27 protein-coding genes are annotated in these 24,697 nt (G+C 70.6%); 11 read left to right on the top strand and 16 right to left on the bottom strand.

Annotation, left to right across the window (positions count from 1 at the left end; all coding sequences use genetic code 11):
• Positions 1 to 34: 34 nt before the first annotated feature.
• Positions 35 to 844, bottom strand: a complete 810-nt coding sequence (locus AOK01_RS04435) for a helix-turn-helix domain-containing protein (RefSeq protein WP_055508603.1) — start codon at positions 842 to 844, stop codon at positions 35 to 37.
• A gap of 83 nt (positions 845 to 927) precedes the next feature.
• Here AOK01_RS04435 and AOK01_RS04430 point away from each other — a divergent pair, with 83 nt between their 5' ends.
• On the top strand, positions 928 to 1,347 hold the full coding sequence (locus tag AOK01_RS04430) for a hypothetical protein (protein WP_063792717.1): 420 nt from the start codon (positions 928 to 930) through the stop codon (positions 1,345 to 1,347).
• A gap of 105 nt (positions 1,348 to 1,452) precedes the next feature.
• Positions 1,453 to 2,478 carry a hypothetical protein gene (locus AOK01_RS04425; protein WP_055508596.1) on the top strand — a complete coding sequence of 342 codons (1,026 nt, stop codon included), beginning with the start codon at positions 1,453 to 1,455 and terminating at the stop codon, positions 2,476 to 2,478.
• A gap of 108 nt (positions 2,479 to 2,586) precedes the next feature.
• On the opposite strand, the gene AOK01_RS04420 is transcribed toward AOK01_RS04425, so the two are convergent.
• A complete protein-coding gene (locus AOK01_RS04420) occupies positions 2,587 to 3,189 on the bottom strand; it encodes a TetR/AcrR family transcriptional regulator (RefSeq protein WP_055508595.1) in 603 nt (200 codons plus the stop codon).
• Positions 3,190 to 3,310: 121 nt separating this feature from the next.
• Between AOK01_RS04420 and AOK01_RS04415 the strand changes: the two genes are divergently transcribed.
• The gene (locus tag AOK01_RS04415) at positions 3,311 to 4,291 is read left to right on the top strand and encodes an NADP-dependent oxidoreductase (protein WP_055508600.1); all 981 of its coding nucleotides are present in this window, start codon (positions 3,311 to 3,313) and stop codon (positions 4,289 to 4,291) included.
• A gap of 96 nt (positions 4,292 to 4,387) precedes the next feature.
• On the opposite strand, the gene AOK01_RS04410 is transcribed toward AOK01_RS04415, so the two are convergent.
• Complete coding sequence (locus AOK01_RS04410; protein ID WP_055508593.1) at positions 4,388 to 5,095, bottom strand: SGNH/GDSL hydrolase family protein; 708 nt, start codon at positions 5,093 to 5,095, stop codon at positions 4,388 to 4,390.
• A gap of 88 nt (positions 5,096 to 5,183) precedes the next feature.
• Here AOK01_RS04410 and AOK01_RS04405 point away from each other — a divergent pair, with 88 nt between their 5' ends.
• Positions 5,184 to 6,221 (top strand): hypothetical protein, encoded by a 1,038-nt coding sequence (locus AOK01_RS04405; RefSeq protein ID WP_055508590.1) that lies wholly within the window; start codon positions 5,184 to 5,186, stop codon positions 6,219 to 6,221.
• Between the two features lie 56 nt (positions 6,222 to 6,277).
• Here AOK01_RS04405 and AOK01_RS04400 read toward each other — a convergent pair whose 3' ends face one another.
• The gene (locus AOK01_RS04400; RefSeq protein WP_245702082.1) at positions 6,278 to 7,189 is read right to left on the bottom strand and encodes a LysR family transcriptional regulator; all 912 of its coding nucleotides are present in this window, start codon (positions 7,187 to 7,189) and stop codon (positions 6,278 to 6,280) included.
• Between the two features lie 231 nt (positions 7,190 to 7,420).
• Here AOK01_RS04400 and AOK01_RS04395 point away from each other — a divergent pair, with 231 nt between their 5' ends.
• Complete coding sequence (locus AOK01_RS04395) at positions 7,421 to 8,137, top strand: SDR family oxidoreductase (protein ID WP_055508586.1); 717 nt, start codon at positions 7,421 to 7,423, stop codon at positions 8,135 to 8,137.
• Positions 8,138 to 8,153: 16 nt separating this feature from the next.
• Here AOK01_RS04395 and AOK01_RS04390 read toward each other — a convergent pair whose 3' ends face one another.
• Genes AOK01_RS04390 through AOK01_RS04375 form a run of 4 tightly spaced genes read right to left on the bottom strand, consistent with a single transcriptional unit; the run spans position 8,154 to position 11,981 of the window.
• The gene (locus tag AOK01_RS04390) at positions 8,154 to 9,365 is read right to left on the bottom strand and encodes an ABC transporter permease (protein WP_055508584.1); all 1,212 of its coding nucleotides are present in this window, start codon (positions 9,363 to 9,365) and stop codon (positions 8,154 to 8,156) included.
• Positions 9,362 to 10,204, bottom strand: a complete 843-nt coding sequence (locus tag AOK01_RS04385; RefSeq protein ID WP_063792715.1) for an ABC transporter ATP-binding protein — start codon at positions 10,202 to 10,204, stop codon at positions 9,362 to 9,364. Before AOK01_RS04385 ends, AOK01_RS04390 begins: the two co-directional genes overlap by 4 nt.
• The gene (locus AOK01_RS04380) at positions 10,201 to 11,403 is read right to left on the bottom strand and encodes a peptidoglycan-binding protein (protein ID WP_055508583.1); all 1,203 of its coding nucleotides are present in this window, start codon (positions 11,401 to 11,403) and stop codon (positions 10,201 to 10,203) included. The genes AOK01_RS04385 and AOK01_RS04380 overlap by 4 nt, the downstream gene beginning before the upstream one ends.
• Positions 11,400 to 11,981: a hypothetical protein gene (locus tag AOK01_RS04375; RefSeq protein ID WP_157871179.1), complete on the bottom strand. Its 582-nt coding sequence runs from the start codon at positions 11,979 to 11,981 to the stop codon at positions 11,400 to 11,402. Before AOK01_RS04375 ends, AOK01_RS04380 begins: the two co-directional genes overlap by 4 nt.
• Before the next feature lie 171 nt (positions 11,982 to 12,152).
• On the opposite strand from AOK01_RS04375, the gene AOK01_RS04370 reads away from it, so the two are divergent.
• The 4 genes from AOK01_RS04370 to AOK01_RS04355 all read left to right on the top strand — a co-directional run bounded on the left by AOK01_RS04370 (position 12,153) and on the right by AOK01_RS04355 (position 16,609).
• Positions 12,153 to 12,806 carry a response regulator transcription factor gene (locus tag AOK01_RS04370; protein WP_055508578.1) on the top strand — a complete coding sequence of 218 codons (654 nt, stop codon included), beginning with the start codon at positions 12,153 to 12,155 and terminating at the stop codon, positions 12,804 to 12,806.
• On the top strand, positions 12,803 to 14,032 hold the full coding sequence (locus AOK01_RS04365; RefSeq protein WP_055508576.1) for a sensor histidine kinase: 1,230 nt from the start codon (positions 12,803 to 12,805) through the stop codon (positions 14,030 to 14,032). The genes AOK01_RS04370 and AOK01_RS04365 overlap by 4 nt, the downstream gene beginning before the upstream one ends.
• A 115-nt stretch (positions 14,033 to 14,147) precedes the next feature.
• Positions 14,148 to 15,710, top strand: a complete 1,563-nt coding sequence (locus AOK01_RS04360) for a cellulase family glycosylhydrolase (RefSeq protein ID WP_055508574.1) — start codon at positions 14,148 to 14,150, stop codon at positions 15,708 to 15,710.
• 200 nt (positions 15,711 to 15,910) lie between these two features.
• A complete protein-coding gene (locus AOK01_RS04355) occupies positions 15,911 to 16,609 on the top strand; it encodes an MOSC domain-containing protein (RefSeq protein ID WP_055508570.1) in 699 nt (232 codons plus the stop codon).
• Positions 16,610 to 16,931: 322 nt separating this feature from the next.
• Here the strand turns inward: AOK01_RS04355 and AOK01_RS04350 are convergent, their stop codons facing one another.
• Positions 16,932 to 17,369, bottom strand: coding sequence for an ATP-binding protein (locus AOK01_RS04350; RefSeq protein ID WP_055508568.1), 438 nt, complete (start codon positions 17,367 to 17,369; stop codon positions 16,932 to 16,934).
• 190 nt (positions 17,370 to 17,559) lie between these two features.
• Between AOK01_RS04350 and AOK01_RS04345 the strand changes: the two genes are divergently transcribed.
• A complete protein-coding gene (locus tag AOK01_RS04345; RefSeq protein ID WP_055508566.1) occupies positions 17,560 to 18,426 on the top strand; it encodes a helix-turn-helix domain-containing protein in 867 nt (288 codons plus the stop codon).
• The gene (locus tag AOK01_RS04340; protein WP_055508565.1) at positions 18,426 to 18,617 is read left to right on the top strand and encodes a DUF397 domain-containing protein; all 192 of its coding nucleotides are present in this window, start codon (positions 18,426 to 18,428) and stop codon (positions 18,615 to 18,617) included. The genes AOK01_RS04345 and AOK01_RS04340 overlap by 1 nt, the downstream gene beginning before the upstream one ends.
• A 65-nt stretch (positions 18,618 to 18,682) precedes the next feature.
• Here the strand turns inward: AOK01_RS04340 and AOK01_RS04335 are convergent, their stop codons facing one another.
• The 7 genes from AOK01_RS04335 to AOK01_RS04305 form a co-directional block, all read right to left on the bottom strand.
• Entirely contained in the window at positions 18,683 to 19,627 is a 945-nt protein-coding gene (locus AOK01_RS04335; RefSeq protein ID WP_055508562.1) for an NADP-dependent oxidoreductase, read from the bottom strand.
• A 127-nt stretch (positions 19,628 to 19,754) separates the two neighbouring features.
• Entirely contained in the window at positions 19,755 to 20,129 is a 375-nt protein-coding gene (locus AOK01_RS04330; RefSeq protein ID WP_055508560.1) for a MerR family transcriptional regulator, read from the bottom strand.
• Between the two features lie 118 nt (positions 20,130 to 20,247).
• On the bottom strand, positions 20,248 to 21,366 hold the full coding sequence (gene serC / locus AOK01_RS04325; protein WP_055508558.1) for a phosphoserine transaminase: 1,119 nt from the start codon (positions 21,364 to 21,366) through the stop codon (positions 20,248 to 20,250).
• Between the two features lie 190 nt (positions 21,367 to 21,556).
• On the bottom strand, positions 21,557 to 22,327 hold the full coding sequence (locus tag AOK01_RS04320) for a dienelactone hydrolase family protein (protein WP_055508556.1): 771 nt from the start codon (positions 22,325 to 22,327) through the stop codon (positions 21,557 to 21,559).
• Between the two features lie 78 nt (positions 22,328 to 22,405).
• On the bottom strand, positions 22,406 to 23,653 hold the full coding sequence (locus AOK01_RS04315; protein ID WP_107099723.1) for a cytochrome P450: 1,248 nt from the start codon (positions 23,651 to 23,653) through the stop codon (positions 22,406 to 22,408).
• 72 nt (positions 23,654 to 23,725) lie between these two features.
• Positions 23,726 to 24,082, bottom strand: coding sequence for a DUF742 domain-containing protein (locus tag AOK01_RS04310; RefSeq protein WP_055508554.1), 357 nt, complete (start codon positions 24,080 to 24,082; stop codon positions 23,726 to 23,728).
• Positions 24,079 to 24,528, bottom strand: coding sequence for a roadblock/LC7 domain-containing protein (locus tag AOK01_RS04305; RefSeq protein WP_055508552.1), 450 nt, complete (start codon positions 24,526 to 24,528; stop codon positions 24,079 to 24,081). The genes AOK01_RS04310 and AOK01_RS04305 overlap by 4 nt, the downstream gene beginning before the upstream one ends.
• Between the last annotated feature and the right edge of the window lie 169 nt (positions 24,529 to 24,697).

Raw genomic sequence — 24,697 nt, 5'->3', positions numbered from 1 at the left:
CTGTAACTGCTCTTGAACCAGTCGTGCTCCATGCTCATAGCTCCCGCGCCACTTCTTCGATCACCTTCGCGGACTCCTCGGGAGTGAGGGCCTGCGCCCGCAGAATGCCATATTTGCCGAAGAGGTCCCCCAGGTCTGGCTGTTCGCTTACGAAGTAGCCGCCGCGATGCCCTTCGAGATAGGCGAGTTGGATGCGTTCGGTTGTCTCCAGCAGGATCATGGGCCCGTTCAGTCCGGCGTGTGTATGCCGGTCGTGCGGCATGATCTGCACCTCGACATGGCGGAGTCGGCCGATGGCGAGGACGTGGTGCAGTTGCTCCCTGAGCGTCGCCGGTCCGCCCAACGGTCGGGTGAGCGTGCACTGTTCGAGTACGAAGCTGACACTCGGAGGGGGCTTGCGCTCGAAGAGCTGCTGTCGCGCCACCCGGGATGCGACCCGCTTCTCGATCTCGTCGTCGTCCAGGGTCGGATAACGGTTGCAGGTGTAGACCGCCCGTGCGTACGCCTCGGTCTGGAGTGAACCCGGGATCAAATGGTTCTGGTACACGTGCAGCGCGGAGGCCTTTCTCTCCTCCGCCAAGTAGTCCTCGGTCCACGGCCGCAGCCCGCTGCCTCCGAACTCCTTCTCCGCCAGCACCAGTAGTGCACCTTGTGTGCCCAGCACCTGGTCCGCGGTCTCGACCAGCCTGCCCTTGGGCGCACGTTCGCCACGCTCCACCATTGCCACCTGCGACTTGGAATACCCGACGTGTCCGCCGAGCCCTTCCTGTGTCATCCCGGCCCGTTCGCGGTGGAACCGCAACAGCGCACCGAAGGACTCCGAACCGCGTTCACCGGAATGCACCACGACCTCCCCAAGTGCACAGAGGTGCACGGACCTTGCGTAACCCTGGTCACAGTATGTGAGCGTCCATGAGCATCTGGTTCATGAACTCGGAAACCGCACCTGGCAGGGTGCACTCCTGGATCCCGGCGTCCGGCCACGGCCTTCGGCACGCCGGCATCCACTTCGACGCCGTACGCATCATGGGCGTACTCGCGGAACAAGTCGCGTACGAGCTGATGCAGTTCACGGATTTCCAGGCGGGGCCGATCATCCGTGAAGCGACGAGCTGCCAGTACATGTACTTCCTGGTGCCCCCGCAAAGTGCCACCGGCTTCCGCTGGCCCGCCGGGGTGCGGGCGTTGGGCCGGGGCGCACGGGGATGGGCGTACGTGGGTGTGCCCGCGTTGGGCGGGCTGACCTGGCCGTTGGCGTGGCGGTCGGAGCCGACGGCCGAAGTGCCGTTCGTGGAGGCGGGGTTGCTGCATGAAGTGGTGAGTCGCTTGATCGGTGTTGTACGGTGACCGCGACATCACACTCTGTACGCGTCCGTGTGCGGAGCGGTCCCCGGCGGTGCTACCAACACCCACCGAGGACCTTCACCACTAGTGGATGGACCTCCACCAGAAATGCTTCGGCATGTTATCGCGCCGGTTCGGCGCTACACGAAAGCCTCGCACGACGTCGTACGGCACTCGCGGCTCAACAGCGACGCGAAGGTTCTGCTGCTGTACGTACAGGGACTGCCGGAGGCCACCGTCCCCAAGCCGCTCAGCGAGCACGCGGCCAGGCTGGGGATGAGGCCCCGGGCCTACCAGAAGGCCAAGCAACTCCTCGTCGACTGCGGTTACTTCCACGAGTGGCGTGAGCAGGGTGCGCGGGGGCGCTGGGTCACGGAACAGCTCCTCGCCAACGTCACCCTCACGCGTGAAGAGGCGACCTGGGCCCGCGAGGGCGGGGCGGACGCCGCCGCACCGAGTGAGCGCCCACCGACGGTCGGTGGGCCGGGGAAGCGGTCGGTCGGTGACTCTCCCCAGACAGAAGAGCTGGGGGAGGAGAACTTTCCCCACCCACCACCCGAAGACCGGACCGCAGATGCCGAAGAGGCCGAAGCAGCGGAAGCGGCAGAGACAGCGGCTGGCGAGGACCGCGAACCTGGGTCCGTATCCGTATCCGAGTCCGTGTCCGAGGCCGCATCCGAGTCCGAACTCAGCGAAGCCGAAAGCGTGTTGCTCTCACTCCGTCATGCCAACCGGGAGCTGCTCCTGGGCGTGCGCGAAGCCCGGCTGCTGGCTGGAGCGGCAGCGGAGTGGCTGCGCAGAGGTGTCTCGGCGGCCGACCTCCGTCGCGCCCTGTCGACCGGCCTGCCGCCGGACGGGGTCCGCTCGGCGGTCGGGTTCCTGCGTCACCGCCTGGTCCAGAAGCTCCCGGCGGCGAGGCGCCAGGCCGCTCCGCCGCCACCGCCCGAGCAGACCGCGAGCCCGGTCCGGCGGGGCCTGGTGACCTGCCCGGGGCCGGGGGCCGAGCATGTCTTCCGTCCCCGAGGCGACGAGGCCCACTGCCTCCGCTGCCGCACGGCCGCGGCATTCGAGGCGACCCTCCAGCCGCTCTCCAGGCAGGGGTGGACCCGCGTAACAGGAGTATGTAGCCAGTAGGTAGCGCGTCGAGAGCCTTCGGACCCGGACCCGGACCCGGACCCGGACCCGTGTCCGAGGCCGTGTCCGAGGCCGAACTCAGTGCAGCGGGGACGGCGGCGGGGGCGGTCAGGTGCTGTGCGCCGACGCGGGGTACGGAGGTGCGGGCGCGGTGTGTGTGCCGGCCGCCGGGAGTTCCTGGGCCGCTGTCAGGCCGGTCAGGAGAAGGGTGACCAGGCGGTGGAGGCCGGTGGCCGGATTCGTGAGGCGGAAGGAGGCGATGGCGGCCAGGCAGACGCGTACGTCGTCCACGCTGATGTCGGGGCGGACGACGCCGGCCGTGCGGGCGCGGTCGACGAGCTCGCGCAGCGCACGCGTCTGCGCGCGGCGGTCGGCGGCGAAAGCGGCCGCGGCCGGGTGGGAGCCGAACAGGGCCTCGTTCAGCCCGCGGTCCTGCAAGCGGTGCTGCGCGAAGCGGTGGACGGTGCCGCTGAGCGCGCGCCAGGGGTCGGGGTCGTCAAGGGCCGTACGCATGTCCGCGCGGCATGCCGCGACGTGCTCGGCAAGCGCCGCGGTGACCAGGTCGGCGCGGGCGGGGAAGTGCCGGTGGACCGTGGCGACGCCCAGGCCGACGCGGCGGGCGATCTCCCGCATCGGCAGGTCGAGCCCCTCGTCGGCGAAGGCCGCGCGGGCGACCGCGACGATGCGCCGGCGGTTGTGCTCCGCGTCCACCCGTGTTTTCCGAGTCACTGTGATTGCGGTGCCTCTCACTTCGTATCGATCCGGACCACGTGTTCCGCATCCATGTCTACCGTGAGGCGGCGCCCGGAAGGACCGGGCCGGAGAGGTGATCATGCGCGCAGTACTGTTCGACCGGTTCGGTCCCCCGCAGGTGCTCCACATCGCATCCGCGGCCGAGCCGCACGCGGGACCCGGCGAGGTACGGATCGCGGTCCGTACCGCCGCGGTCTCACCGGTCGACCTCGCACTGCGGTCCGGTGACTCGCCTTCGCGCGACGGCCTGGCCCTGCCGCACATCCCCGGTGTGGACGCGGCCGGGGTGATCGACGAGGTCGGTGCGGGCGTCGAGGGCTTCGCGGTCGGTGACGAGGTGTTCGGCGCGGTCGACATCACCCGGCTGGGCGGGGCGAGCGCGCAGTTCGCCGTGCTGGCGTTCTGGGCGGCGAAGCCGGCCGCCCTGTCCTTCGAGGAGGCGGGCGCCGCGGCGACGGGTGTCGAGACGGCGACCCGCGCCCTGGACCTCCTCGGCGTGGCCAACGCCAAAAGCAAGGGTGAGGACGGTGGCACGACTCTGCTGATCGATGGTGCGGCCGGTGGTGTGGGGAGCATCGCCGTGCAGTTGGCTGTGACGCGCGGGGCCCGGGTGGTGGGGACCGGTCGACCCGAGAGCCACGACTTCCTCGCCGGACTCGGCGCTGTCCCGGTCGCCTACGGGGCCGGTCTGGCCGGGCGGGTCCGCGCCCTGGGCATCCCACGGATCGACCGTGCGCTCGACGTCGCCGGGGCAGGCTCGCTCCCCGAACTCGTCGACCTCACCGGCACCGCGGAGTCGGTGGTCACGCTCGCGGACTTCACGGGTCCCAGCCACGGAGTGCGCGTCTCGCTCGGCCGGTACGGCGGCCAGCCGGACGGAAACCACGGACTCGCACACGCCGCGGACCTCGCCACCAAGGGGATGTTCCGCGTACCGGTCCAGGCGGTCTTCCCGGCCGACCGGGCAGCCGAGGCGCACACGGCCGCGGCGACGGGCCCGCGCCGCGGGAAAACCGTCCTCGACCTCACAGGGCTCATGCCTCAGGTGCCTCAGGCTTGAGCGCCCGTTTCTCGACGGGCGCGGCGTCAGTCGCGGGGGAATTCGTCGGTCTTGAGCATCAGGCCGAGGACCGTGTCCGTCAACGCCGGAATGCGGTCAGACGGTTCCGGCGGTCCCGGCCGTGGACGGTACGCGGTCGTACCGTCCGCCCACCCCCCACGCCTGATGCATCGCCTCCGCGAACGCCGCCGCCAGTTTGTGTTCGCCCGAGGCGTTGGGGTGGGTGCCGTCGTACGTGTCGTGGTGGATGTCGTACGCGTCCGGGGGCGAGGTCAGGAGCAGCGGGGACGTCGGCTCGTCCAGGTCCGCCACCGTTTTCGCGAGGAGTTCGTTGAAGAGGGCGACCTCCTGGGCGAAGGGCGCGTCGGACTCGGCCCGGATGTTCGGGATCACCGGGAGGACGGCCATCGAGACGCCCGGGTTCGCCGAGCGGGCCTGCGCGATGAAGGCGCGGACGTTCTCGGCGGTCTGGGACGCGTTCGTGTAGAAGCCGAGGTCTATCAGGCCGAGGGAGACGAGGAGTACGTCGGCGCGGGATGCCCGTACCGCGTCGGCTATCAGCGGGCCCAGGTGCTGCCAGCCCTCGCCCCAGCCGGCCAGGTGGGCGCGGGGGAAGTCCGGGTCGGCGTACTCGTACGAGTCCGCGGTGGCCGTGGCCTTGTCGTAGAGCGTCTCCCGGGGGCCGACGATCCGGAACGGGCCCCCGTACGTCGCGCGCAGATGCTGCCACATCCGGTAGCGCCACGTGTGTTCGCCGGCGCTTCCGATGGTCATGGAATCGCCTACGGGCATGAACCTGAGCATCCGCTCATGATGGACGATCACCGGTGGCGACGGAGTGTGAAGCCGGACACGCCCGCCGAACCGGCGGCCGGGGTGGCAGTCTTGGGGCATGCGTCGCTCGTTCGTCCTCCTTGCCGGGGCCCTCCTCACCGGGGTGCTCGCCGCGCCCGCCGCTCTCGCCGTTCCCGCCGTGGCCGCCCATGGCGCCGACGGCGACGGGTCCAACGGGTCCAAGGGAGCGGACGGGTTCACCCTCCAGGACCCCCGGATCACCGAGTCCAGCGGCCTGGCCGCCTCCCGTGCCCACCCCGGCATCTACTGGACCCACAACGACAGCGACGACGGCGCCTTCCTCTACGCCGTCGACAGTGCGAGTGGCAAGACCGTCGCCACCGTCACCATGACGGGCGTCGGGCGGCCCCGGGATGTCGAAGCCATCTCCGTCGGACCGAACGGCCACCTCTACGTCGGCGACATCGGCGACAACCTCGGCGGCACGTGGGACCACGTGTGGATCTACGAACTGCCCGAGCCGAAGCAGCTCAAGGACCAGACCGTCCGCGCCACGCAGTACGACGTGAAGTACGCGGACGGGGCCCGGGACGCCGAGGCGCTGATGGTGCACCCGAAGACCGGCCGCGTCTACATCGTCTCGAAGAACGAGGAGGGCGGCGGCCTGTACGAAGGGCCCGCCAAGCTCTCCTCCTCCGGCACCAACACCTTCAAGCGCACCGGCGACATCGACCTGTGGGTCACCGACGGCGCCTTCTCGCCCGACGGCAAACAGCTCGCCGTACGCGGCTACTTCGGCGGCATCGCGTACGCGTGGAACAACGGCAGGCCGAAGCGGCAGGGGCGGCTGAACGTGCCGCTCCAGGGGCAGGGCGAGTCGGTGACCTACACCCCCGACGGATCCACCCTGCTGTACGGGAGCGAGGGGGCCGGCAGTTCCGTGGAACCGGGGAAGGTGCTGGGCGCGGACGGCAAACCGGCCTCGGGCGGCGGCAGTTCGGCCGGCGGGGACGACGGCGACGACGGATCGGGCAATGACTACAAGATGGGCGCCGTCGCCCTGGCCGTCGCCCTCGCCGTCGTCTACGGCCTCAAGCGACTGTTCCGGCGCGGAGACCAGACCCGTAGCCGGTGACGCGTTTCCCGCGCGTCACCCGCCCCACCGCCCCACCGTCTCATCGCCTCATCGCCTCATGAGGCGACCGACGTGCTCTCCGGGACGGGGCCGGTGAGGAAGGACTGGGCGAGCGTACGGAAAGCGGCGACGAGCCGGCTGCGGTCTTCCGCCCGCACGGCCAGTACGACGTGACTGGGCTCGACATCGCGCAGCGGGACGGCGGTGAGGTAGGGGCGGCTCATGCCGTCCAGGGCCGGGACGATGGCCACGGCCCGTCCCGAGGCGATGAGTTCGAGCTTGTCCTCCAGGTCCGCCACGGGCGGAGCGTCGGGAGCGCGGCTCCCGTCCGGACGAGGGTCGATGCGCCAGAAGGCGTCACGGGCCGGGTCGCTCGCGCCGATCAACGGCTCATCGGCGAAGTCGGCGAGGCAGACGGAGTCCCGGCCGGCCAGCCGGTGGTCGCTGGAGACCACCAGGACGCGTGGTTCCTCGTACAGGACGGTCACGTGCAGTTGTGCGGTGCGCAGCGGCAACCGGGTGACCACGGCGTCCGCGCGGTGGTCCAGCAGGGCGGGGCGCACGTCGTCGTACCCCAGGTGCACGGTCTCCACCTCGGCGTCCGGGTGCCGGCGGCGCAGCTCTCGTACCGCGGGAGTGACGATGACGCTGGTGGAGTAGCCGACCGTGATCCGTACGGGCTCGGCGGCGGCCCGGGTGAGCGCGATCGTCCTGGCAGTGGTGCGCAGCAACGCCTTGGCGCGGGGCAGCAGGACCTCGCCCGCCGGGGTGAGCCGGCTGCCGTGCGGGGTGCGGTCCAGCAGGCGGGCTCCCACCTGCTTCTCCAGGCGCAGGATCTGCCGGCTGAGGTAAGGCTGGGTGATCTTCAGGGCTTCGGCGGCCCGGGTGAAGGTGCGGTGCTCGGCGAGGCCGACGAAGTACCGCAGCAGCCGGAGATCGAGGTCCGTGGGAGCAATCGGTTCGGTCACTCGTGCACCGTAACCCCGTGCATCAACCTTGCGCATCGATACCTGTCTGCGTCAGATGTGTGAGCTGTGGTTATGCCTCTTTTGGATATCGGTATGCGGCATGGGCCTTGGACGCGGGTCGCGACCGGTTCCTAGCGTGCAGACACGAGCACACACGCACGCCACACGCCGTCACTCGTGCCCGGAGTGCCCGGAGTGCCCGGACCCCGGTACGTACGCAAGGAGAAACCCATGTCCGCACCCACAGCCCTCATCACCGGCGGAACCAGCGGAATCGGCAAGGCAACCGCCGAACTGTTCTTCAAGCGCGGATACCGCGTGATGGTCACCGGACGCGACAGCGTCGCCGCGGCACGGAACGACCTCCCCGCGGAGATCGTCGTGGTGCGGGCCGATGCCGGCTCCCTGACCGACATCGACCACGCCGTCGACCGGGCGCGCGAACACCTCGGCACCCTCGACGTGCTCTTCCTCAACGCCGGCATCTCACGGCCCAAGCCCCTGGCCGACACGGAAGAAGCGGACTTCGACGCGCTGTTCGACATCAACGTCAAGGGCAACTTCTTCACCCTGAAGAAGGCACTCCCGCTCCTCAACGACGGCGCGTCCGTCATCTTCACCGTCGGCACCGGCACCGGCATGGCGGCACCCGCCATGGCCGCCGCCAAGGGCTCCCTGCTCCCGCTGATGCGGGACGCCGCCAGGGAACTGGCGCCCCGCCGCATCCGGGTCAACGCCGTCAGCCCCGGCGCGATCGACACCCCCGTCTACGGCGGCCTGGGCATCTCGCGCGAGACCGTGCAGTCCTGGAGCGCGGGTATCCCGCTCGGCCGCATCGGACTCCCCGCCGACATCGCCGAGGCCGTCGCCTTCCTCGCCTCCGACGCCGCCGGTTACATCACCGGCGACAACCTCGTCGTCGGCGGAGGCATGGGCATCGGCGCGTAACCGGCCGGGCAGCGCCTCACGCCGAGCGGAGTGCGCCCGTGGGTGACATGCGGGCCGCCCGCAGCGCGGGATACAGGCCGGCCGCCGTGCCGACCAGTACGGCCACCGCCGGGCCCGCCACGACCCACGCCAGGGGGACGGCGGCGGGCCAGTCCTGTACGGCCGCGTACCCGTACACCACCACGACTCCCATGGCGGCGCCCGCCAGGCCGCCGAAGAGGCCGAGCAGTACCGCCTCGATCAGGAACTGCAGGGTGATCTGCCCGCGGCGTGCCCCCAGCGCGCGGCGGAGTCCCACTTCCCCGCGCCGCTCCATGACGCCGACGACCATGGTGTTCGCGATCCCGACCCCGCCGACCAGCAGGGCCACGCCCGCGAGGGAGAGTACGAGGCCGGTGAGGGCGGTGTTCGTCTCGGTGCGTGCCTTGAGCAGGTCGGACGGGCGGGAGACGGCGACCGTGGACGACTGGGCCGGGTTGGCCGTGGCCGCGGCGACCTCCTGCACCTCGCGTACCCGTTCCGGATGGGTGCGCAGGTAGACGGTCGACGGCGTGCGGGCGCCGTCCAGAGCGCGGACCGCCTGCGGGGTGCCCACGAGTACCGAGTCGTCGATCTCGGGCACGAGTTCGTTCGGTTCCAGGACGCCGATGACTCCGTACCAGGCTCCGGGCAGGTCCTCGCCCGCGAGCCAGACCTTGGTCCCCGGGCGGGTCACGCCCAGCCGGTCGGCCGCGGCGGCGCCCAGGACCACGACCGGGAGCCGTTCGGTGCCCCGGTCCAGCCAGCGTCCGGCGGCCAGTTGGCCGCGCAGGGTCCTGAGCAGGTCGAGGCGGGCCGACAGTACGCGCAGGCTGTTGGTCTGGTTCGAGGGGACGAGGTCGGTGCGGTAGATGTTCGCCCCGGTGTCCGCGGTGGCGCTGACCTGTTCGACGGGGGCGATGTTGCCGAGCATCGTGACCGCTTCCCTGGGCAGCGGCACCTTCGTACCGTCGTAGCCCTCGCCGGGTGACACGGTGATCAGGTTGCTGCCGAGGCGGTCGAGGCGGTCGAGGAGGTGGGCCTGGCTGGATGCCGAGATCCCGGTGATGGCGACGACCGCCGCGATGCCCAGGGCGATGCCGAGGGCGGACAGCGCCGAGCGCAGGCGGCGGGTCCGGGGGCCGATCAGCCCGATTCTGAGCAGGTCGGCCGGGCGCAGGCGGGCCGGCCGCGGCAGGTGGCCGGTCATGCCGTTCCTTCCTGCGCGGGGCGACGCCAAGCACTGTGCCCGGGCCCGGGCCCGGACACGGGTTCGGGCTCGGGTGCGGGCGTCTCGTTGCCCGTGTCGAACTCGACGCGTCCGTCCTGCAGCCCTATGCGCCGGGGGAACGACGCGGCCAGGTCCCGGTCGTGGGTGATGACGACGACGGTCGTGCCCTGGGCGTTCAGTTGCAGCAGCAGTTCGACGACACCCCGCCCGGAAGCGGTGTCCAGCGCGCCGGTCGGCTCGTCGGCGAGGAGGAGCCCGGGTCTGCCGACCAGCGCCCGTGCGATGGCGACGCGCTGTTTCTCGCCGCCGGAGAGCTGGTCGGGCCGATGACCGAGCCGGTGTGCCAGGCCCACCTCGCGCAGGGCACGTACCGCACGTTCGTGTCTGCGTCCGACGGTCTCCCCGGTGTAGAGGAGGCCGGTGGCGACGTTCTCCAGGGTCGTCAGGCCCGGCAGCAGGAAGAACTGCTGGAAGACGAAGCCGATGCTGCGGGCGCGCAGTGCCGCGATCTGCCGGTCGCTCAGGGCCGTCAGGTCGTGGCCCTCCAGCTGGATGCGTCCCGACGTGGGCCGGTCGAGCGTTCCGATCAAGGACAGCAGAGTGCTCTTGCCCGAGCCGGACGGGCCGACCACCGCGACGAGTTCTCCCCGGGCCACGGTCAGGTCGATGTCGTGCAGGATGCGCAGGGGCGGGTCGCCGTCGTACTCCTTGACGACCTTGTCCAGCAGCAGGACCGGGGGCTGACGGCGACCGTACTCGCTCGTCGTACGGGACTCGCTCGTCGTACGGGACTCACCCGTCGTACGGGACTCACTCATGCGGGGACCACCACCTTGTCGCCCTCCTTGAGCCGGCCCTCGACCTCGGCCTGGTTGGCGACGATCAGGCCCACCTCTACGGGGACGAGTACCGGCTCGGCCGTGCCGGGTTTGACGACCTCGACGCCGTAGCCGCCTCCCGTCATGGCGAGCAGCGCGGTCACCGGGACCACGAGGACGTCGTCCGCCTTCTTCTCCGGGACGGTGACGGCGGCGCCGACCCGTCCGCCACGCAGCGCGGCAGCGGCCTTCTTCTGGTCCGCCAGCCGGATCGACACGGTGGGCTTGGTCTCGCCGTCCGGCCCGCCGGGGTCACCGGGGTCGCCGCCGTCCCCGCTCTGCCCGGTGTCCCGCGTGATGGAGGTGATCTTCCCCTGGACGCTGCCCCCGGCGTCCAGCCGAACCGTCACCTTGCCTCCCGGGGGCAGTTGCGGAAGCTGATCCTCCGTCGGCTTGACGGTGGCGTACACGTCCGTGGTCGTCACCTTCAGCACCGTGCCGCCGGCACCGGCGGTCGCACCGGGCTTGGCGACGACCTCCTCGACCTGTACGTCCCCGTACGGAAGGACCGCGACCCGGCCCAGTTCCACCGAGCCCGTCGTCCGTACGCCGAGTGCCTTCTGCCACCGTTCGACGGCCGCGGCGGTGGCGTCGGTGAACTCCTCGTCGACGGTCAGCCCTGCCGCGTTCGCGTACCCGAGATCGGTGAGGTTGCGCTCCAGGTCCTTGACGTCCGGGCCGTCGCTCATGCCCTTCTCCAGTACGCGCCAGAAGGGGCGGGAGCCACGGAACAGTACGACCGGTCGCGCGTCGATCTCGTACAGCGTCCCGCCGAGCCGGACGTGCTCACCGGTCTTCGGCAGTTTGGTGAAGGTGCCCTGCCCCTGGGCGGTGATCTCGTCGGCCGGCGCGTGCCCGAGCTCGCCGTCCAGTCGCAGCCCGGAGGCCAGGGAGGTGCGTTGCACGGGCGCCGTCGAGTGGGACGGGCGCTCGGTCGCGGCGTCCTCCGTGCCGCGCGGCCAGGGACGGACGAGCAGTGCGGCGCCGGCTGCCGCGACGACCGCGGCGACGACCCCGACGGTGACGACCCGCCGACGCGTACGCGACGCGCCACGGCGACGGCGCCCTGTCCCGGCGTACGCCTCCTCCCTTTCCTGTTCCTGCCCTTCCTGTTTCTGTCCTTCCCTGTGCAGCGTCACCGGGCCTGCTCCGCGGCGAAGGCGGCGCCGGGGAACTTGTCACCGCAGACGCTCATGGCCTTGGTCCACTTCTTGCCGACCGCGTCCTTCGGCACGGAGAGCGCCCTCTTCTTCGGGTCCGGGTCCGGCATGTTCGGGATGCCGTTCTCGCGGAGGCACTGAGCCATGCCACGGGCCTGCTTCAGGCTCTCCGCGTCGCCCTTCTCCTTGAGCTGCGCCATGCCGGGGACCTTCTTGTCGCACTTCTCGGCGGCCTCGGGCAGATCCTCGCCGGCCCCCCGGCCCTGGCTCCCCGCGCCCATGGCGGGGGCCCTGACGCGGCCGAACTCGTCGACCGTCACCTCGTGCCCCTGCTCCCGCATGCACTTCGTGTACGCCGCGGCGATGTCCTTCTGGTCCCGCGCACCGTCCCGTCCGCCCTGTCCGCCCTGTCCGTCCTCCTTGCCCTGCTTGTTCTCGTCGCCGCCCGCCACGTCGGGCGCCTTGTCCTCGGAACCCGACGTGCAAGCGGTCACGGACACGGCCGCCGCCAGCGTGAGCGTCGTCACCGCTGCCCAGGACATGAGCGTTCGTCGCATGTTCTTCCTCCTGCCGGACCTGCTCACGGCGGCGCCGGTCGGCGCCGCCGGAGGCAGGTGCACGGGGACAGGTGTACGGGGACGCCGGTTAGCCGTCGGTGACGTGCGGCTAACCGCCGCTTAACCCCCGGCCCGGCAGAGTCTCGGCGAACGGACGAGACGGGAGCGGCGATGCGCGTGCTGGTGGTCGAGGACGAGGAGGACCTGGCCGAGATGATCGCCGAGGGGCTGCGCTCCTCGGGCATCGTCGCGGACGTCGCCGTCGACGGCGGCCGGGCGATGGAGATGGCGGCGGCGGCCGACTACGACGTGCTGGTCCTGGACCGTGATCTGCCGGTCATCCACGGGGACGCCGTCTGCCGCATGCTGCACACATCGGGATATCCGGCCCGGATCCTCATGCTGACAGCGGCCGGAACGCTGGCCGACCTCGTCGACGGCCTGGGCAAAGGCGCCGACGACTACCTCGCCAAGCCCTTCTCCTATGTCGAACTGGTCGCGCGTCTGCAGGCACTCGCCCGGCGCGGGCCCAGTGGCACACCGACCGTTCTCGAACGGCACGGCCTGCGGCTCGACACCGTCCGCCGGTTCGCCGAGCGAGACGGGCGCCTGCTGCGGCTCACCCCGAAGGAACTCGGAGTCCTGGAGGCACTGATCTCCGCGGACGGCGTCCCGCTGCGCTCGGCCGACCTGCTCGACCGGGTGTGGGACACCGACACCGACCCCGAGAGCACCACCGTCAAGGTCACGGTTCACCAGCTGCGCCGCAAGCTCGGCCCGCCGCCGCTGATCGAGACGGTGCCCGGATTCGGATACAGACTGTGAGCCCGTATCTCGGTCAACCGACCACCCGGGCCCGGCGGATCATCCGGACTCGGTGGACCACTCCAACCCGGCTGACCATCCGGACCCGCCTGGCGCTGCTCAACGCGACCGTGTTCTTCGTCGGCTGCGCGGCGCTCCTCGCCCTGGTCTGGACGAGTGCCCGGGAGATCATCGGGCGCAACGGCGCGACCGTCATGGCGGTGGCGGCGAAGCCCGTCAACAGTGCACAGTCCGAGCCGGCCATCACGGCAGCTCCCACCGAGCCGGCTGCCGGCTTGGGGGCGAGCAGCGCGGCCCGCTTCGCGGCGTTCGAGCAGGACGTTCTTGAGGAGCTCCTGGGACGGTGTCTGCTCCTCCTCGTCGTGATCGGATTCCTTTCCCTCCTGGCGAGTTGGTGGGTGGCAAAGCGCGGTCTGTCGCGGATCGGCCTGGTGACCGCGGCCGCCCGGGACATCGGGGACCGCAATCTGCACGCGCGGCTGGACCTGGTGGGGCCGGCCGACGAGGCGAAGGAACTGGCGGACACGTTCGACGCCATGCTCGACCGCCTGGAGCGCAGCTTCGCCGAGCAACGGCGTTTCACCGGGCACGCCTCCCACGAACTGCGCACCCCGCTCACCGTGCAGCGGGCCGCACTCGAAATCCCTCTCGCCCAGGGACGGATACCGGACGATCTGCTGCCCGACGTCCGCCGCGCGCTGAACGCCACCCACCGCAGCGAGCGGCTGATCGCGGCACTGCTGGCCCTGGCGAAGGGCGAGAGCGGCGTACTCGTTCCGGCGGCCGTCGACCTGGCCGAGGAGGCCCGGACCGCGATCGCCGAGGTGCTCGACGAGGCGCGGGAGACCGAGGTGACCGTGGACACCCGGCTGAGTCCCGCCCCCGTGTGGGGCGATCCCTCTCTCCTCGGCCAGCTCGTGGGAAACCTGGTGACCAACGCCGTACGCCACAACGAGCGCGACGGGTCGGTCCACATCGCCACCGGACCGACCGGCGGGGGCGGCGCCTTCGTCGAGGTGACCAACACCGGCGCACGCGTCGACGCGTCCGACCTGCCGACGCTGTACGAACCCTTCCGGCGGGGCAGTGGACGCCGAAAGGGGGCCGGTCTGGGACTGTCCGTGGTCCGCGCGGTCACCGTCACCCACCAGGGCACGCTGACCACCGAGGCCAACCCGGCCGGCGGCCTCACGGTGCGGGTGGAACTGCCGGCGGAACGGGCGTGACCCCTGCGCAACCCCTTGACGTGTCCACGCTTACTGCCTTCCATGGGGGATGCGCGTCGTGGTGGGAGCGCTCCCACCCGTTCCGGACCCGCGCCTTTCGAGAGGAAGCAGCGACATGTTCCGCAGCTTGCGAAGAGCGCTGGGTGCTGCCGCGGGTGCTGCCGCCGTGGCGCTCCTGTTGCCGCTGACCGGTGTGCAGACCGCCCACGCGGACCCGGCGGCCGTCGCGGAGGCCACTTCGGCGGCAGCCGCCCCCGGAGCCGGTTACTGGCACACCAGCGGACGGCAGATCCTGGACGCCGCAGGACAGCCGGTCCGGATCGCCGGCATCAACTGGTTCGGGTTCGAGACCGCCAACAACTCCGTCCACGGACTGTGGACACGCGACTACAAGAGCATGATCGACCAGATGAGGTCGCTCGGTTACAACACCATCCGGCTGCCGTACAGCGACGACATCCTCAAGAGCGGTGCCGTGGCCAACAGCATCGACTTCTCCGGCGGCAAGAACGCCGACCTCCAGGGACTCTCACCCCTCCAGATCATGGACAGGATCGTGGCGTACGCGGGTCAGGACGGCCTGAAGGTCATCCTGGACCGGCACCGGCCGGACGCGAGCGGCCAGTCCGCGCTCTGGTACACGTCCGCGGTCCCCGAGACGACCTGGATCACCAACCTCAAGGCGCTGGCGACCCGTTACAAGGGTGATCCGACGGTGATCGGCATCGACCTGCACAACGAGCCGCACGATCCGGCCTGTTGGGGCTGCGGCGACACGACGAAGGACTGGCGACTCGCCGCCCAGCGCGCAGGCAACGCGGTGCTGTCCGCCAATCCCGAGCTGCTGATCTTCGTGGAGGGCGTGCAGACGGTCGACGGCGTGTCCGGCTGGTGGGGCGGCAACCTGATGGGGGTCGCGCAGTACCCGGTGCAGCTCGACGTGCCCGGGCGGGTCGTCTACTCGGCCCACGACTACGCGACGAGCGTGGCCCAGCAGAGCTGGTTCAGCGATCCGTCCTTCCCCGCCAATATGCCGGGCGTCTGGGACAAGTACTGGGGCTACATCTTCAAGCAGAACATCGCGCCGGTGTGGGTGGGCGAGTTCGGTACGACACTCCAGTCCACCGTCGACCAGAAGTGGCTCGCGGCGCTGGTGAGCTACCTCCGCCCCACGAGCACGTACGGCGCCGACAGCATGTCCTGGACCTTCTGGTCGTGGAACCCCAACTCCGGTGACACGGGCGGCATCCTGAAGGACGACTGGACGACCGTGGACACGGTGAAGGACGGGTACCTCGCGAGCGTCAAGGCCCCCGGCTTCCCGGCGGAACCCGGGGGAGGCGACCCCGGTGACCCGGGTGATCCGGGTGGGGGCACGGCCGCCTGCACCGCCGCGTACACCGTCAGCAGCGACTGGGACGGCGGCTTCAACGCCGAGGTGAAGGTGACCAACTCCGGCACGACCGCGCTCAAGTCCTGGCGGACGACGTGGACCTGGCCCGGCGCCCAGAAGGTCACCAGCATGTGGAACGCCTCGTACACCCAGAGCGGTACGACCGTGACGGCCACGAACGCCGACCACAACGGCGCGGTGGCGGCGGGCGCTTCGGCCACCTTCGGGTTCGGGGGCGCGCCCGGGGGCGGGGGTACGCCGACGGTGAGCTGCACGGCTACCTGAAACGAGGGGCGCCCGGCGAGCGGCCGGGCGCCCCGGGCTCAGAGCAGAGTCCGCCGGGCGCCCCTGGCTCAGAGCAGTGCCTCGACGGTGATGGGCAGGTCGCGGACGCGGCGGCCGGTGGCGTGGAAGACGGCGTTGGCGAGGGCGCCCGGGCAGCCGTCGACTACTGTCGCCGATGGCTGGGACGAAGGGGGCGATGGATGCGGGTCGACCAACTGTGGCGGTATCCGGTGAAGTCGGTGGGTGGTGAGCGACTGACCGCGGCCACGGTCGATGCCCTCGGAATCGAGGGTGACCGGGGCATCGCCATCCACGACGAGCGGGAAGAGATCACCTGGGCCGGTGCAGTTCCGGCGCTCATGCGCTTGCGGGCGGTCGCCCTCGGGCCGGGCGTGGCCGAGCTGGTCCTGCCGGACGGCCGGCGGTTCCGCTCCGATGCGCCTGACGCTGCCAGTCGGCTCAGCGCGGCTGTACAGGCCAAGGTCACGCCGGTGGAGCACCAGCCACCGCACCAACCTGACACCGCGCTCCATGTACTGACAACGACGGCGCTGCGCAGCCTCGCCTCGACGCTGCCGGACAGTGCGATGGACGCCAGCCGGTTCCGGCCCAACCTGGTGCTCGACGACGTGCCCGGCGACGTGCCCGGCGACCACGCGACCGGGTACCCCGAGCACGATTGGATCGGCCGCCGGATGGTCGTAGGCACGCTGCGGTTGCGCTTCACCCAGGGGTGCGACCGCTGCGTGATGATCACCAAGGAGACCCCGACCGTCCCGCACGACCGCGCCGTGTTGCGCTGGGTCGCCCGCGAGCTCGGCAACTCCTTCGGCGTGTACGCGGCGGTCGAAAAACCCGGCCATGTCCGTATCGGGGACAAGGCCCGCTGGCTCGACTGAATGTCATCGACGCTGACTGAGTGTCGGCTCCCGGAGGGCCTCGGTGCTTGAACACAGCACGTACAGGCGTACCGGATCGGCGTAGGCGTTGCTGGGGGATGGCGGCTGCGGGCTCGGGTCCTGCCAGCAGGCTTCCCCGGTCGGAAACAGCGGGTAGCGGCCGGTCGCGCGGGAGCGTCTGGACCAGCGGCGCCAACGGGCTTCGTGGGGGCTGGGGAGTCGCCACACGTAGGGGTCCGGCGTCCTCACCCCGCGTGCGAGGTCCCAGTCGTTCGCTTCGGGACAGTTGGAGCGCGGTCGGCCGAGCAGGCGGGCGACCGCGTCATGAACCAGCCGGAACACGGGCCCCCTCCGGTTCGTCCGCGAGCGTGAACCGGGCCCATACGCACTTCGAGTACGGGTCTTGCCGATGCCCCCAGGAGTCGGCCAACGCCGCCACGAGCGCGAGGCCGCGCCCGCTCTCCTCGTCCGGGGGCGAGTCGCGGGGTCGGGGGAGCCTGTCCTTGTCCGGGTCGGAAACCTCCAGGACCAACTCCGGGGCGTCGAGCGCGAGCGTGATCTGGATGCGGGCGTAGGGCACCCGGCAGTGCGTCACGGCGTTGGTGACGAGTTCGTTCGCCAACAGGGTGACCGCGTCGGCGAGTTCGCCGGTGACGCCCCAGTCCGCGAGTGTCTTGCAGACGCGCTGGCGGGCGGTGGGGACGTGGCTTCTGTGTTTGGGGATGCGGAAGGTCTCGGTCTTGGGCTTGGTTACGGGCATGGGGGTGCCGTGTCCTCCTGACGTGCCGTCAAGGTGCGCTTCTGCGTGGCGCATTCAGGAGGCTAGGGTCACATTTGATTCGTAAGCAACGCGCTTCACTGAATGCATTCGCCCATCCACTCCATCGAGTGATGCGACCTCAGAGTGTGCGGTTTGCATGGCATCGTTGCCGCAGGAGAGGGGAGTTCCCATGCCCACAGGTGGACGGCCGACGGTGCGCAGCAGGCGTCTGGGTACGGCGCTCAGGCAGTACCGGCACGCGGCCAAGCTCGATCAGCCGCAGGCTGCCGAGGTCATCGCCTCAAGTCAGGCCAGGATCAGTCGCCTTGAGAGTGGGCACGTCACCGCTCGCGTCATCGAGGTGCGCCTGCTGCTGGATGCGTACGGTGTCGACGACCTGGAAGTGCGGTCCAAACTGGAGGAGTTGGCCAAGCACTCCAAGAACCGGGGCTGGTGGCTTGAGCACGCCGCGCATCTGCGGCCGGACTACTTGGATCACATCGCGTTGGAGGACGACGCGACCTATATCCAGGAATGGCAGCAGGCGCTGGTGCCAGGGCTCCTGCAAACTCGGGCCTACACAGAGGCGGTCATCCAGACGAGCCCCACCTGCATGGCCCCCGAGCGTGTCGCCCAGCTGGTCAAGGTGAGGGAGGCCCGCCAGGCGAAGATCGAGGAGGGCGGAGCGACGTACTCCGCCGTCCTCTGGGAAGCGGTGATCACCCACCCCCTGGTGAGCCTCGAAGTGCACCAGCAGCAGCTCTCGGCTCTCCTTGCGGTGGGGAAGCGGAAGAACGTCATCGTGCAGGTACTCCCGTTCAGCATGGGAGCGCTGGCCACTGTGACCTCGGCCTTCTCCACTTTCAGCTTCGACACCGAACCCGCGGTCCAAGCCGTGGCCCTGGAGAATCTGAGAGGCACATCGGTCCTTGAGGACCCGGAAGACCTTGCCGCTTACGCCAATATGTACGACGTACTACGATCGTCGGCACTGGCGCCGGACACGAGCGCGAAGCTCATCCGGGGCGTACTGCGGAGCTTGAAGGAAGACGCATAGTGACCGAGGCCATAGGTCCTTTTCGTAAGTCGTCCTACTCGGGAGCGGAGAGCAACTGCGTCGAGGTCGCCGACACGGCTGTCGGCGGCCGGGCCGTCCGCGACAGCAAGCAGTCGGACACCGATCCCCTGCTCACCGTCTCGCGCGAGAGCTGGCAGGCGTTTCTCCGGCAGTTCGACCAGGCGCGCTGATCGTCCGCGCGGAAGTGCCCGTCCGCGCGGACGTGTTGTGCACCCTGAGTGGAACGGCGCCGTGCTCAGCCCTCGGACGCGGTCCCGCCGGTCAGGTCGATGACGACCTTGCCGAGTGCGTGGCCGCTCTCCACCAGGGCCAGGGCTTCGGGTGCCTGCGAGAGAGAGTAGGTCCTGACGATGTACGGGTCGAGGCGCCCTTCCACCATGAGTGCGGCCACGCGTTCCAGGTCGGCCCGGTCCACGCGGCGGTGCACCATCTCGCCGCCCAGCTCGGCCACCGCCGGGTCGGCGACGGACACCACCTTCTTGGGGTCGCGGACCAGCGGTGCCACGGTGCGCAGGGAAGCGCCGCCGACGAGGTCCACCACGCCGTCGACACCGTCCGGTGCGAGCTCGCGCACCCGGGCGACGACCTGGCCTTCGGTGTAGTCGACGAACGTCGCGCCGACAGCTTCGGCGAGCGTTCGCTTGGCGGCGCTGCCCGTACCGATGACGTGCAGATCACGGTCGCGAGCGACCTGCGCGGTCAGGAGCCCGACGCCGCCGCCGACACCGTTGACCAGTATCGTCGCGCCGCTGGGCAGATCGAGCTGGTCCACCGCGTTCAGGGCGGACGTGCCCGCCACCGGGATGGTGGCAGCCCAGTCGTCGCGGAGCCCCTCGGGCTTGCGCGCGGTGTTGGTCCCGAGCAGGACGGTGGTTCCCGCGTAGGTTCCGGCCCCGCTGAGCGTGCAGCCGAACACGGTGTCGCCCACGTCGAGTCCCTCGACGTCCGCTCCCACGGCCAGTACGACACCGGCGGCTTCCGCCCCGAACACTTGCGGGAACGGCCGGTCACCGTAGAACTGCGGCACGACGCCCGAACGCAGCTTGTGATCAAGGGGGTTGACGGCGGCGACGGTGACCCGTACCAGGACTTCGGCCGGACTCGGCACGGGATCCGGCCGGTCGAAGAAGTCCTGGACCTGCGGCCCGCCGAACTCGCGGAACCCGAATGCCTCACTCATACGTCATCTCCTGGACCACGTCCCACGGACGCCGACGCTCGCCGGCCCCACGGTGTCGGCGCCCTGCCGATGACTCCGGACGCTATGGCTTGACACCAGTGTCAAGTGCAAGTGAGGGCCGGGTTCCTCACCGCGTCCGGGCACGCTGGACACAGTCGTGGTGGGGGTCGACCGCGGCCTCGATCACGTCCTCCAGGCGGTCGCGCGCGGTGAGCAGGCCTGCGATCCGCTGTTCCATGCGCCGGCGTTCGGCTGCCAGGAGCTGCAGCACCTCCGGGGTCGCCTCACCCGCCTCCACGGACGGCAGCAACGCGCGGATGGCCCGGCTGGAGAGCCCCGCCTCGTAGAGCAGCTGGATGAGCTGGACCCGCTCCACGGCGGCGCTCCCGTACTCGCGATGCCCGGCCGGTGTCCGGGTCGAGGTGAGCAGTTGCTGCTCCTCGTAGTAGCGGAGCACCCGGGTACTGACGCCCGCTTCCGCAGCCACCTCGCCGATGCGCATGGGCTCTCTCCCTACTGCCGATACGCCGATGGGGGCGCCCGGTGTTCCCCGGGTGCCCCCATCGGCGTACGAGTTCGGCGTACGAGTTCGTCGTACGAGTTCGGTGTACGAGAAGAAGTCAGAGCTTCTCGATCACGTAGTCGACGCACTTGGTGAGTGCCTCGACGTCCGCCGGGTCGACCGCCGGGAACATCGCGACCCGCAGCTGGTTGCGGCCGAGCTTGCGGTAGGGCTCGGTGTCGACGATGCCGTTGGCGCGCAGGACCTTGGCCACGGCGGCGGCGTCGACGTCGTCCGAGAAGTCGATCGTGCCGATGACCTGGGACCGCTTGGCCGGGTCGGTGACGAACGGGTTCGCGTACTTGACGTCCTCGGCCCAGCCGTAGAGCGTGCGCGAGGAGGTCGCCGTGCGGCGGACCGCCCAGTCGAGGCCGCCCTGGCCGTTGAGCCACTCCAGCTGGTCGTTCAGGAGGAACAGCGTGCTCAGGGCCGGGGTGTTGTACGTCTGGTTCTTGCGGGAGTTGTCGATCGCCGTGGGGAGCGAGAAGAACTCCGGTACGTGCCGGCCGCTCGCGTGGATCCGCTCGGCGCGCTCGATCGCCGCCGGGGAGAAGACGCCGATCCACAGGCCGCCGTCCGCGGCGAACGACTTCTGCGGGGCGAAGTAGTAGACGTCCGTCTCCGCGATGTCGACCGGCAGGCCGCCCGCGCCGGAGGTGGCGTCCACCAGGACCAGGGAGCCCTCGTCGGCGCCCGCGACCCGCTTGATCGGGGCGGCGACACCGGTGGAGGTCTCGTTGTGGGTGAGGGCGTACACGTCCACGCCCGACTGGGCCACCGGCTCGGGGTGCGTGCCCGGCTCGGAGGCGATGACGTCCGGGTCGGCCAGCCAGGGCGCCAGCTTGGCCGCCTTCGCGAACTTCGACGAGAACTCGCCGAACGTGAGGTGCTGCGACCTGTTGTCGATCAGTCCGTGGGTCGCCACGTCCCAGAACGCGGTGGAGCCGCCGTTGCCGAGGACGACCTCGTACCCCTCGGGGAGCTGGAAGAGGTCGCTCACACCTTCGCGGACCTTCCCCACGAGGTTCTTGACCGGGGCCTGGCGGTGGGACGTGCCCATCAGCGACGTACCGGTGGCGGCGAGCGCGGTGAGCGACTCCGTACGCACCTTGGAGGGGCCCGCGCCGAAACGTCCGTCGGCGGGCTTGAGGTCAGCGGGGATCTGGATATCAGCCACAACGGGAGCGTAGCCGTTCCCGGAAACCTGGGTGAAACGTCGTCCGTCGGGTGAGACGCGCGGGGAGGTCACGGGTTTTTCTCGCCCCCGCCGCCCCTACCCTTCCCGTCACTTACTCGGGGGCTCCGCCCCCGAACCCCCGGTCCGCAAACGCCGGACGGCTGAAAGATTCGCGGCCGGGCGGAAATCTTCAGCCCGTCTGGGGGCACCTCCCAGCGGTAGCTGGGGGAGTTTGAGGACGAGCGTGTCGCAGGCACTCGGCGAGCAGGTCGACGACGTCGCGCCATGCTCGCTGCGCGTGCTGAGGGTGATAACCGACCCCGGGAAGCATGATGTGGTCGACCGGCGGGTGATGGAAGGCGTGCAAGGCGCCGCCGTAGACCACGAGGCGCCAGTCGACGCCCGCAGCCTGCATCTCGGCGGTGAACGCGTCCCGTTGCGCGGGCGGCATGATCGGGTCTTCCGACCCGACCCCGGCCCACACCGGGCAGTGAATGCGCGCCGTCTCACCTGGTCGGCCCGTGGTCAGTCCGTTGACTGTCGCGATCGCGCGCAGGTCGACACCGTCGCGCCCGAGTTCCAGCGCGATGGCGCCCCCGGTGCCGTAGCCGACGGCGGCGATCCGGTCCGGGTCGGTCCGCGGCTCGGCGCGGAGCACATCGAGCGCCGCGTGGCCGATGCCCCGCATCCGGGCGGGGTCGGCGAGCAGCGGCAGGCAACGGGCCAGCATCTCCTCGGGGTCGCCCAGATAGCGCCCGCCGTGGAGGTCGAAGGCCAGCGCCACGTATCCCAGCTCGGCGAGCGCATCGGCCCGACGGCGCTCGACGTCGCTGAGCCCCACCCCCTCGGGCCCGACCAGAACCGCGGGCCGGCGGTCGACACCGGCCGGGAGCGCGAGGTGCCCGATCATCGTCAGGCCGTCGGCCGCGTAGTCGATCGTGCGCGTTGCAACTGTCGTCATGAGCCCGGACTGTAGTGACCGTCGAGCCCGGTCGGGCCGGTGTTCTGCCGCTGGCAGAAGGCAAGTGCAGAGAAGAGATCACCGGTTCAAGGGGCGGGTCGCCGTGAAGCGGACCGGGAGGGTCGTCAGGCCGCCCAGCCAGGGCGAGGCACGGCGCGTCAGCGACGCGGCAGGGACCGCGAGGTCCAGGTCGGGCAGCCGGTCCAGCACCACCTCGACCCCCGTACGAGCGACGACCTCCGCGACCTCCTGCGCCGGGAACGGACACCGGTGCTCCCCGTGCCCGAAGGAGAAGTGCGCGCTGTTGCCGCCGGGCAGGGCCGTGCCATGGGTGCGCACCTGCGGATCATGGTGCGCGGCCTGGATGCCCAGCAGCACCAGATCCCCGGCGCGCACGGCACGCCCGCCGAGCCAGGTGTCGCGGGTCGCCCACCGGCCGGCCACGTTCTGGGTGGGCGTGTCCTCCCAGAGCACCTCGTTCATGGCCTCGGCGACGCTGCGCCGGCCGCCGAGGAGCGAGGCCGCGAAACGCGCGTCCGTCAGCATCAGCCGCAGCGAGTTGCCGATCCAGCCGGCGGTCGGCTGGTGGCCGGCGGTCAGCATGACGATCAGGTCCTGGGTGATCTCCTCGTGCGACAGGGCCGGACCGGCCGCCGTACGCCCCGAGGCGAGCATGCGGCTGACCACGTCGTCCGCGGGCCGCGCCGCCCGGTCCGCGACCAGCCGTGCCATGGAGGCGGCCACGTGCAGCTGCCCGGCGAGGGCGTCCTCGCGCCCGTCGACCATGTCGTTCAGGGCGGCGACGAGGCCCGGCCCCTGCTCGTCGGCGAATCCGTAGAGGGTGGCGAGGACACGTACGGGGAGCAGCGCCGCGTAGTGCGCGACGAGATCCGTCTGCCCGTCGGCGCACACCGCGTCGATCAGCTCGTCGGCGAACCGCTCGGCGTGGGCGCGCAGCTCGAAGGGGTCGACGGCTTCGAGGGCGCCGCCGATCACGGCCACGCGCGCGTGATGGCGTTCGCCGGCGGTGTGCAGGACGGAGGAGTGCCCGCGGCCGATCATCGGCAGCAGCGGCCAGTCGCGGGGGACCCGGTCCCACTGGTTCCAGAGGCCGGAGTCGCGGCTGAACAGCATGGAGTCACCGGTGACCTGGTGCAGCTCCCGGTAGCCGAGCACGAGCCACGCCGGGATGTCCGGGTCGAGCAGCACCGGAGCCACCGCTCCGTACTCGCTCCGCAACTCCCGGTACAGCACGGCGGGTTCGGACCGCAACCGGGGGCCTGCGAGGTGCACGGGTGGCACGGGGTGCACGGGTTCGGGGTTCACCGGGCTGTCTCTCGGGAGAACGGGGGTCTACGGGCGTTACGGGCGTTACGGGCGTTACGGGTATTGCGGGCGTCAGAGGTTGCGCAGTCCAACGAGCACCTGCTCCAGGATGTGGGAATCGGGGCGTCCGCCGAGCATGGCCCGGCGGGGATGGCGGGCGCTGACACGGCCCTCGGCGAGCAGGTCGGAGAGCAGGATCTTCGTGATGACGGCCGGCAGCCGGAGTTCGGCGGCGACCTCCGCGACGGCGGTGGGCCGCTCGGTGAGACGCAGGATCGCCGCGTGCTCCGACTGCATGCCGGGCACCGGATCGCACTCGGCGACGACCAGTGTCAACAGGTCGAAAGGGGTCCCGGGGGTGGACCGGGCGCGCCCCTGGGTGAGGGTGTAGAGCCGGTCGGGCGCGTCGTCCCTGCCCGGCCGGCTCATGGCGTACGCGGCTGCGCACTCAGGTGTCGGCCGAGTTGTTCCACGAGTTCGCCCATGGTGTGTCCGACGAGCCCGGCGTCCGCCTCCTCGGCCGTGACCACGGCCAGGTGCGCGCCCTCACCAGCCTCGACGATGAACAGAATCCCGCCGTAGAACTCCGTCATCGCCGACCGCACGCCCCCGGTGCCGTCCCCGAACTGGGTGGACGCCCCGTGGGACAGCGACTGGATCCCGGCGGCGATGGCGGCGAGCTGGTCGGCCTGGTCGACGGAGAGTTCCGGCGTACGACACAGCTTCAGGCCGTCCCGGGAGAGTACGAGCGCGTGCCGGGCACCCGGAGTGCGTGCGAGCAGGCCCTCGACGAGCCAGCTGAGCTTGTCGTCGGCGGTCGAGACGGTCGAGGCAGCCGGGGTGGCCGAGGCGGTGCCGGTGGGGAGGACGGTCATGACGTGGGGTCGCCTTCCGGGTGAGGGACGGCAGGGCTCGTGCGGGCCTGCCCGGGCTCGTCCGCCGGAGCGCGGCGCACGGCTTGACGGAAGCTGTTGAAGCGGGCGGCGTGGCTCATCACGTCGTCGGGAGTGAGGTGCGAGGTCTCTTGGGCCCCTTGGGCCCCTT

The organism is Streptomyces aurantiacus, from assembly GCF_001418335.1.
GTDB lineage: Bacteria > Actinomycetota > Actinomycetes > Streptomycetales > Streptomycetaceae > Streptomyces > Streptomyces aurantiacus.
This window is presented reverse-complemented; position numbering and strand designations above follow the sequence as displayed.

Bases quoted from the DNA above. Each gene is read 5' to 3' on its own strand.
- AOK01_RS04430 (WP_063792717.1), top strand. From the start codon at position 928: ATGAACTCGGAAACCGCACCTGGCAGGGTGCACTCCTGGATCCCGGCG.
- AOK01_RS04425 (WP_055508596.1), top strand. From the start codon at position 1,453: ATGCTTCGGCATGTTATCGCGCCGGTTCGGCGCTACACGAAAGCCTCG.
- AOK01_RS04415 (WP_055508600.1), top strand. From the start codon at position 3,311: ATGCGCGCAGTACTGTTCGACCGGTTCGGTCCCCCGCAGGTGCTCCAC.
- AOK01_RS04410 (WP_055508593.1), bottom strand. From the start codon at position 5,095: ATGCTCAGGTTCATGCCCGTAGGCGATTCCATGACCATCGGAAGCGCC.
- AOK01_RS04405 (WP_055508590.1), top strand. From the start codon at position 5,184: ATGCGTCGCTCGTTCGTCCTCCTTGCCGGGGCCCTCCTCACCGGGGTG.
- AOK01_RS04395 (WP_055508586.1), top strand. From the start codon at position 7,421: ATGTCCGCACCCACAGCCCTCATCACCGGCGGAACCAGCGGAATCGGC.
- AOK01_RS04390 (WP_055508584.1), bottom strand. From the start codon at position 9,365: ATGACCGGCCACCTGCCGCGGCCGGCCCGCCTGCGCCCGGCCGACCTG.
- AOK01_RS04385 (WP_063792715.1), bottom strand. From the start codon at position 10,204: ATGAGTGAGTCCCGTACGACGGGTGAGTCCCGTACGACGAGCGAGTCC.
- AOK01_RS04375 (WP_157871179.1), bottom strand. From the start codon at position 11,981: ATGCGACGAACGCTCATGTCCTGGGCAGCGGTGACGACGCTCACGCTG.
- AOK01_RS04370 (WP_055508578.1), top strand. From the start codon at position 12,153: ATGCGCGTGCTGGTGGTCGAGGACGAGGAGGACCTGGCCGAGATGATC.
- AOK01_RS04360 (WP_055508574.1), top strand. From the start codon at position 14,148: ATGTTCCGCAGCTTGCGAAGAGCGCTGGGTGCTGCCGCGGGTGCTGCC.
- AOK01_RS04355 (WP_055508570.1), top strand. From the start codon at position 15,911: ATGCGGGTCGACCAACTGTGGCGGTATCCGGTGAAGTCGGTGGGTGGT.
- AOK01_RS04350 (WP_055508568.1), bottom strand. From the start codon at position 17,369: ATGCCCGTAACCAAGCCCAAGACCGAGACCTTCCGCATCCCCAAACAC.
- AOK01_RS04345 (WP_055508566.1), top strand. From the start codon at position 17,560: ATGCCCACAGGTGGACGGCCGACGGTGCGCAGCAGGCGTCTGGGTACG.
- AOK01_RS04335 (WP_055508562.1), bottom strand. From the start codon at position 19,627: ATGAGTGAGGCATTCGGGTTCCGCGAGTTCGGCGGGCCGCAGGTCCAG.
- AOK01_RS04330 (WP_055508560.1), bottom strand. From the start codon at position 20,129: ATGCGCATCGGCGAGGTGGCTGCGGAAGCGGGCGTCAGTACCCGGGTG.
- AOK01_RS04320 (WP_055508556.1), bottom strand. From the start codon at position 22,327: ATGACGACAGTTGCAACGCGCACGATCGACTACGCGGCCGACGGCCTG.
- AOK01_RS04310 (WP_055508554.1), bottom strand. From the start codon at position 24,082: ATGAGCCGGCCGGGCAGGGACGACGCGCCCGACCGGCTCTACACCCTC.
- AOK01_RS04305 (WP_055508552.1), bottom strand. From the start codon at position 24,528: ATGACCGTCCTCCCCACCGGCACCGCCTCGGCCACCCCGGCTGCCTCG.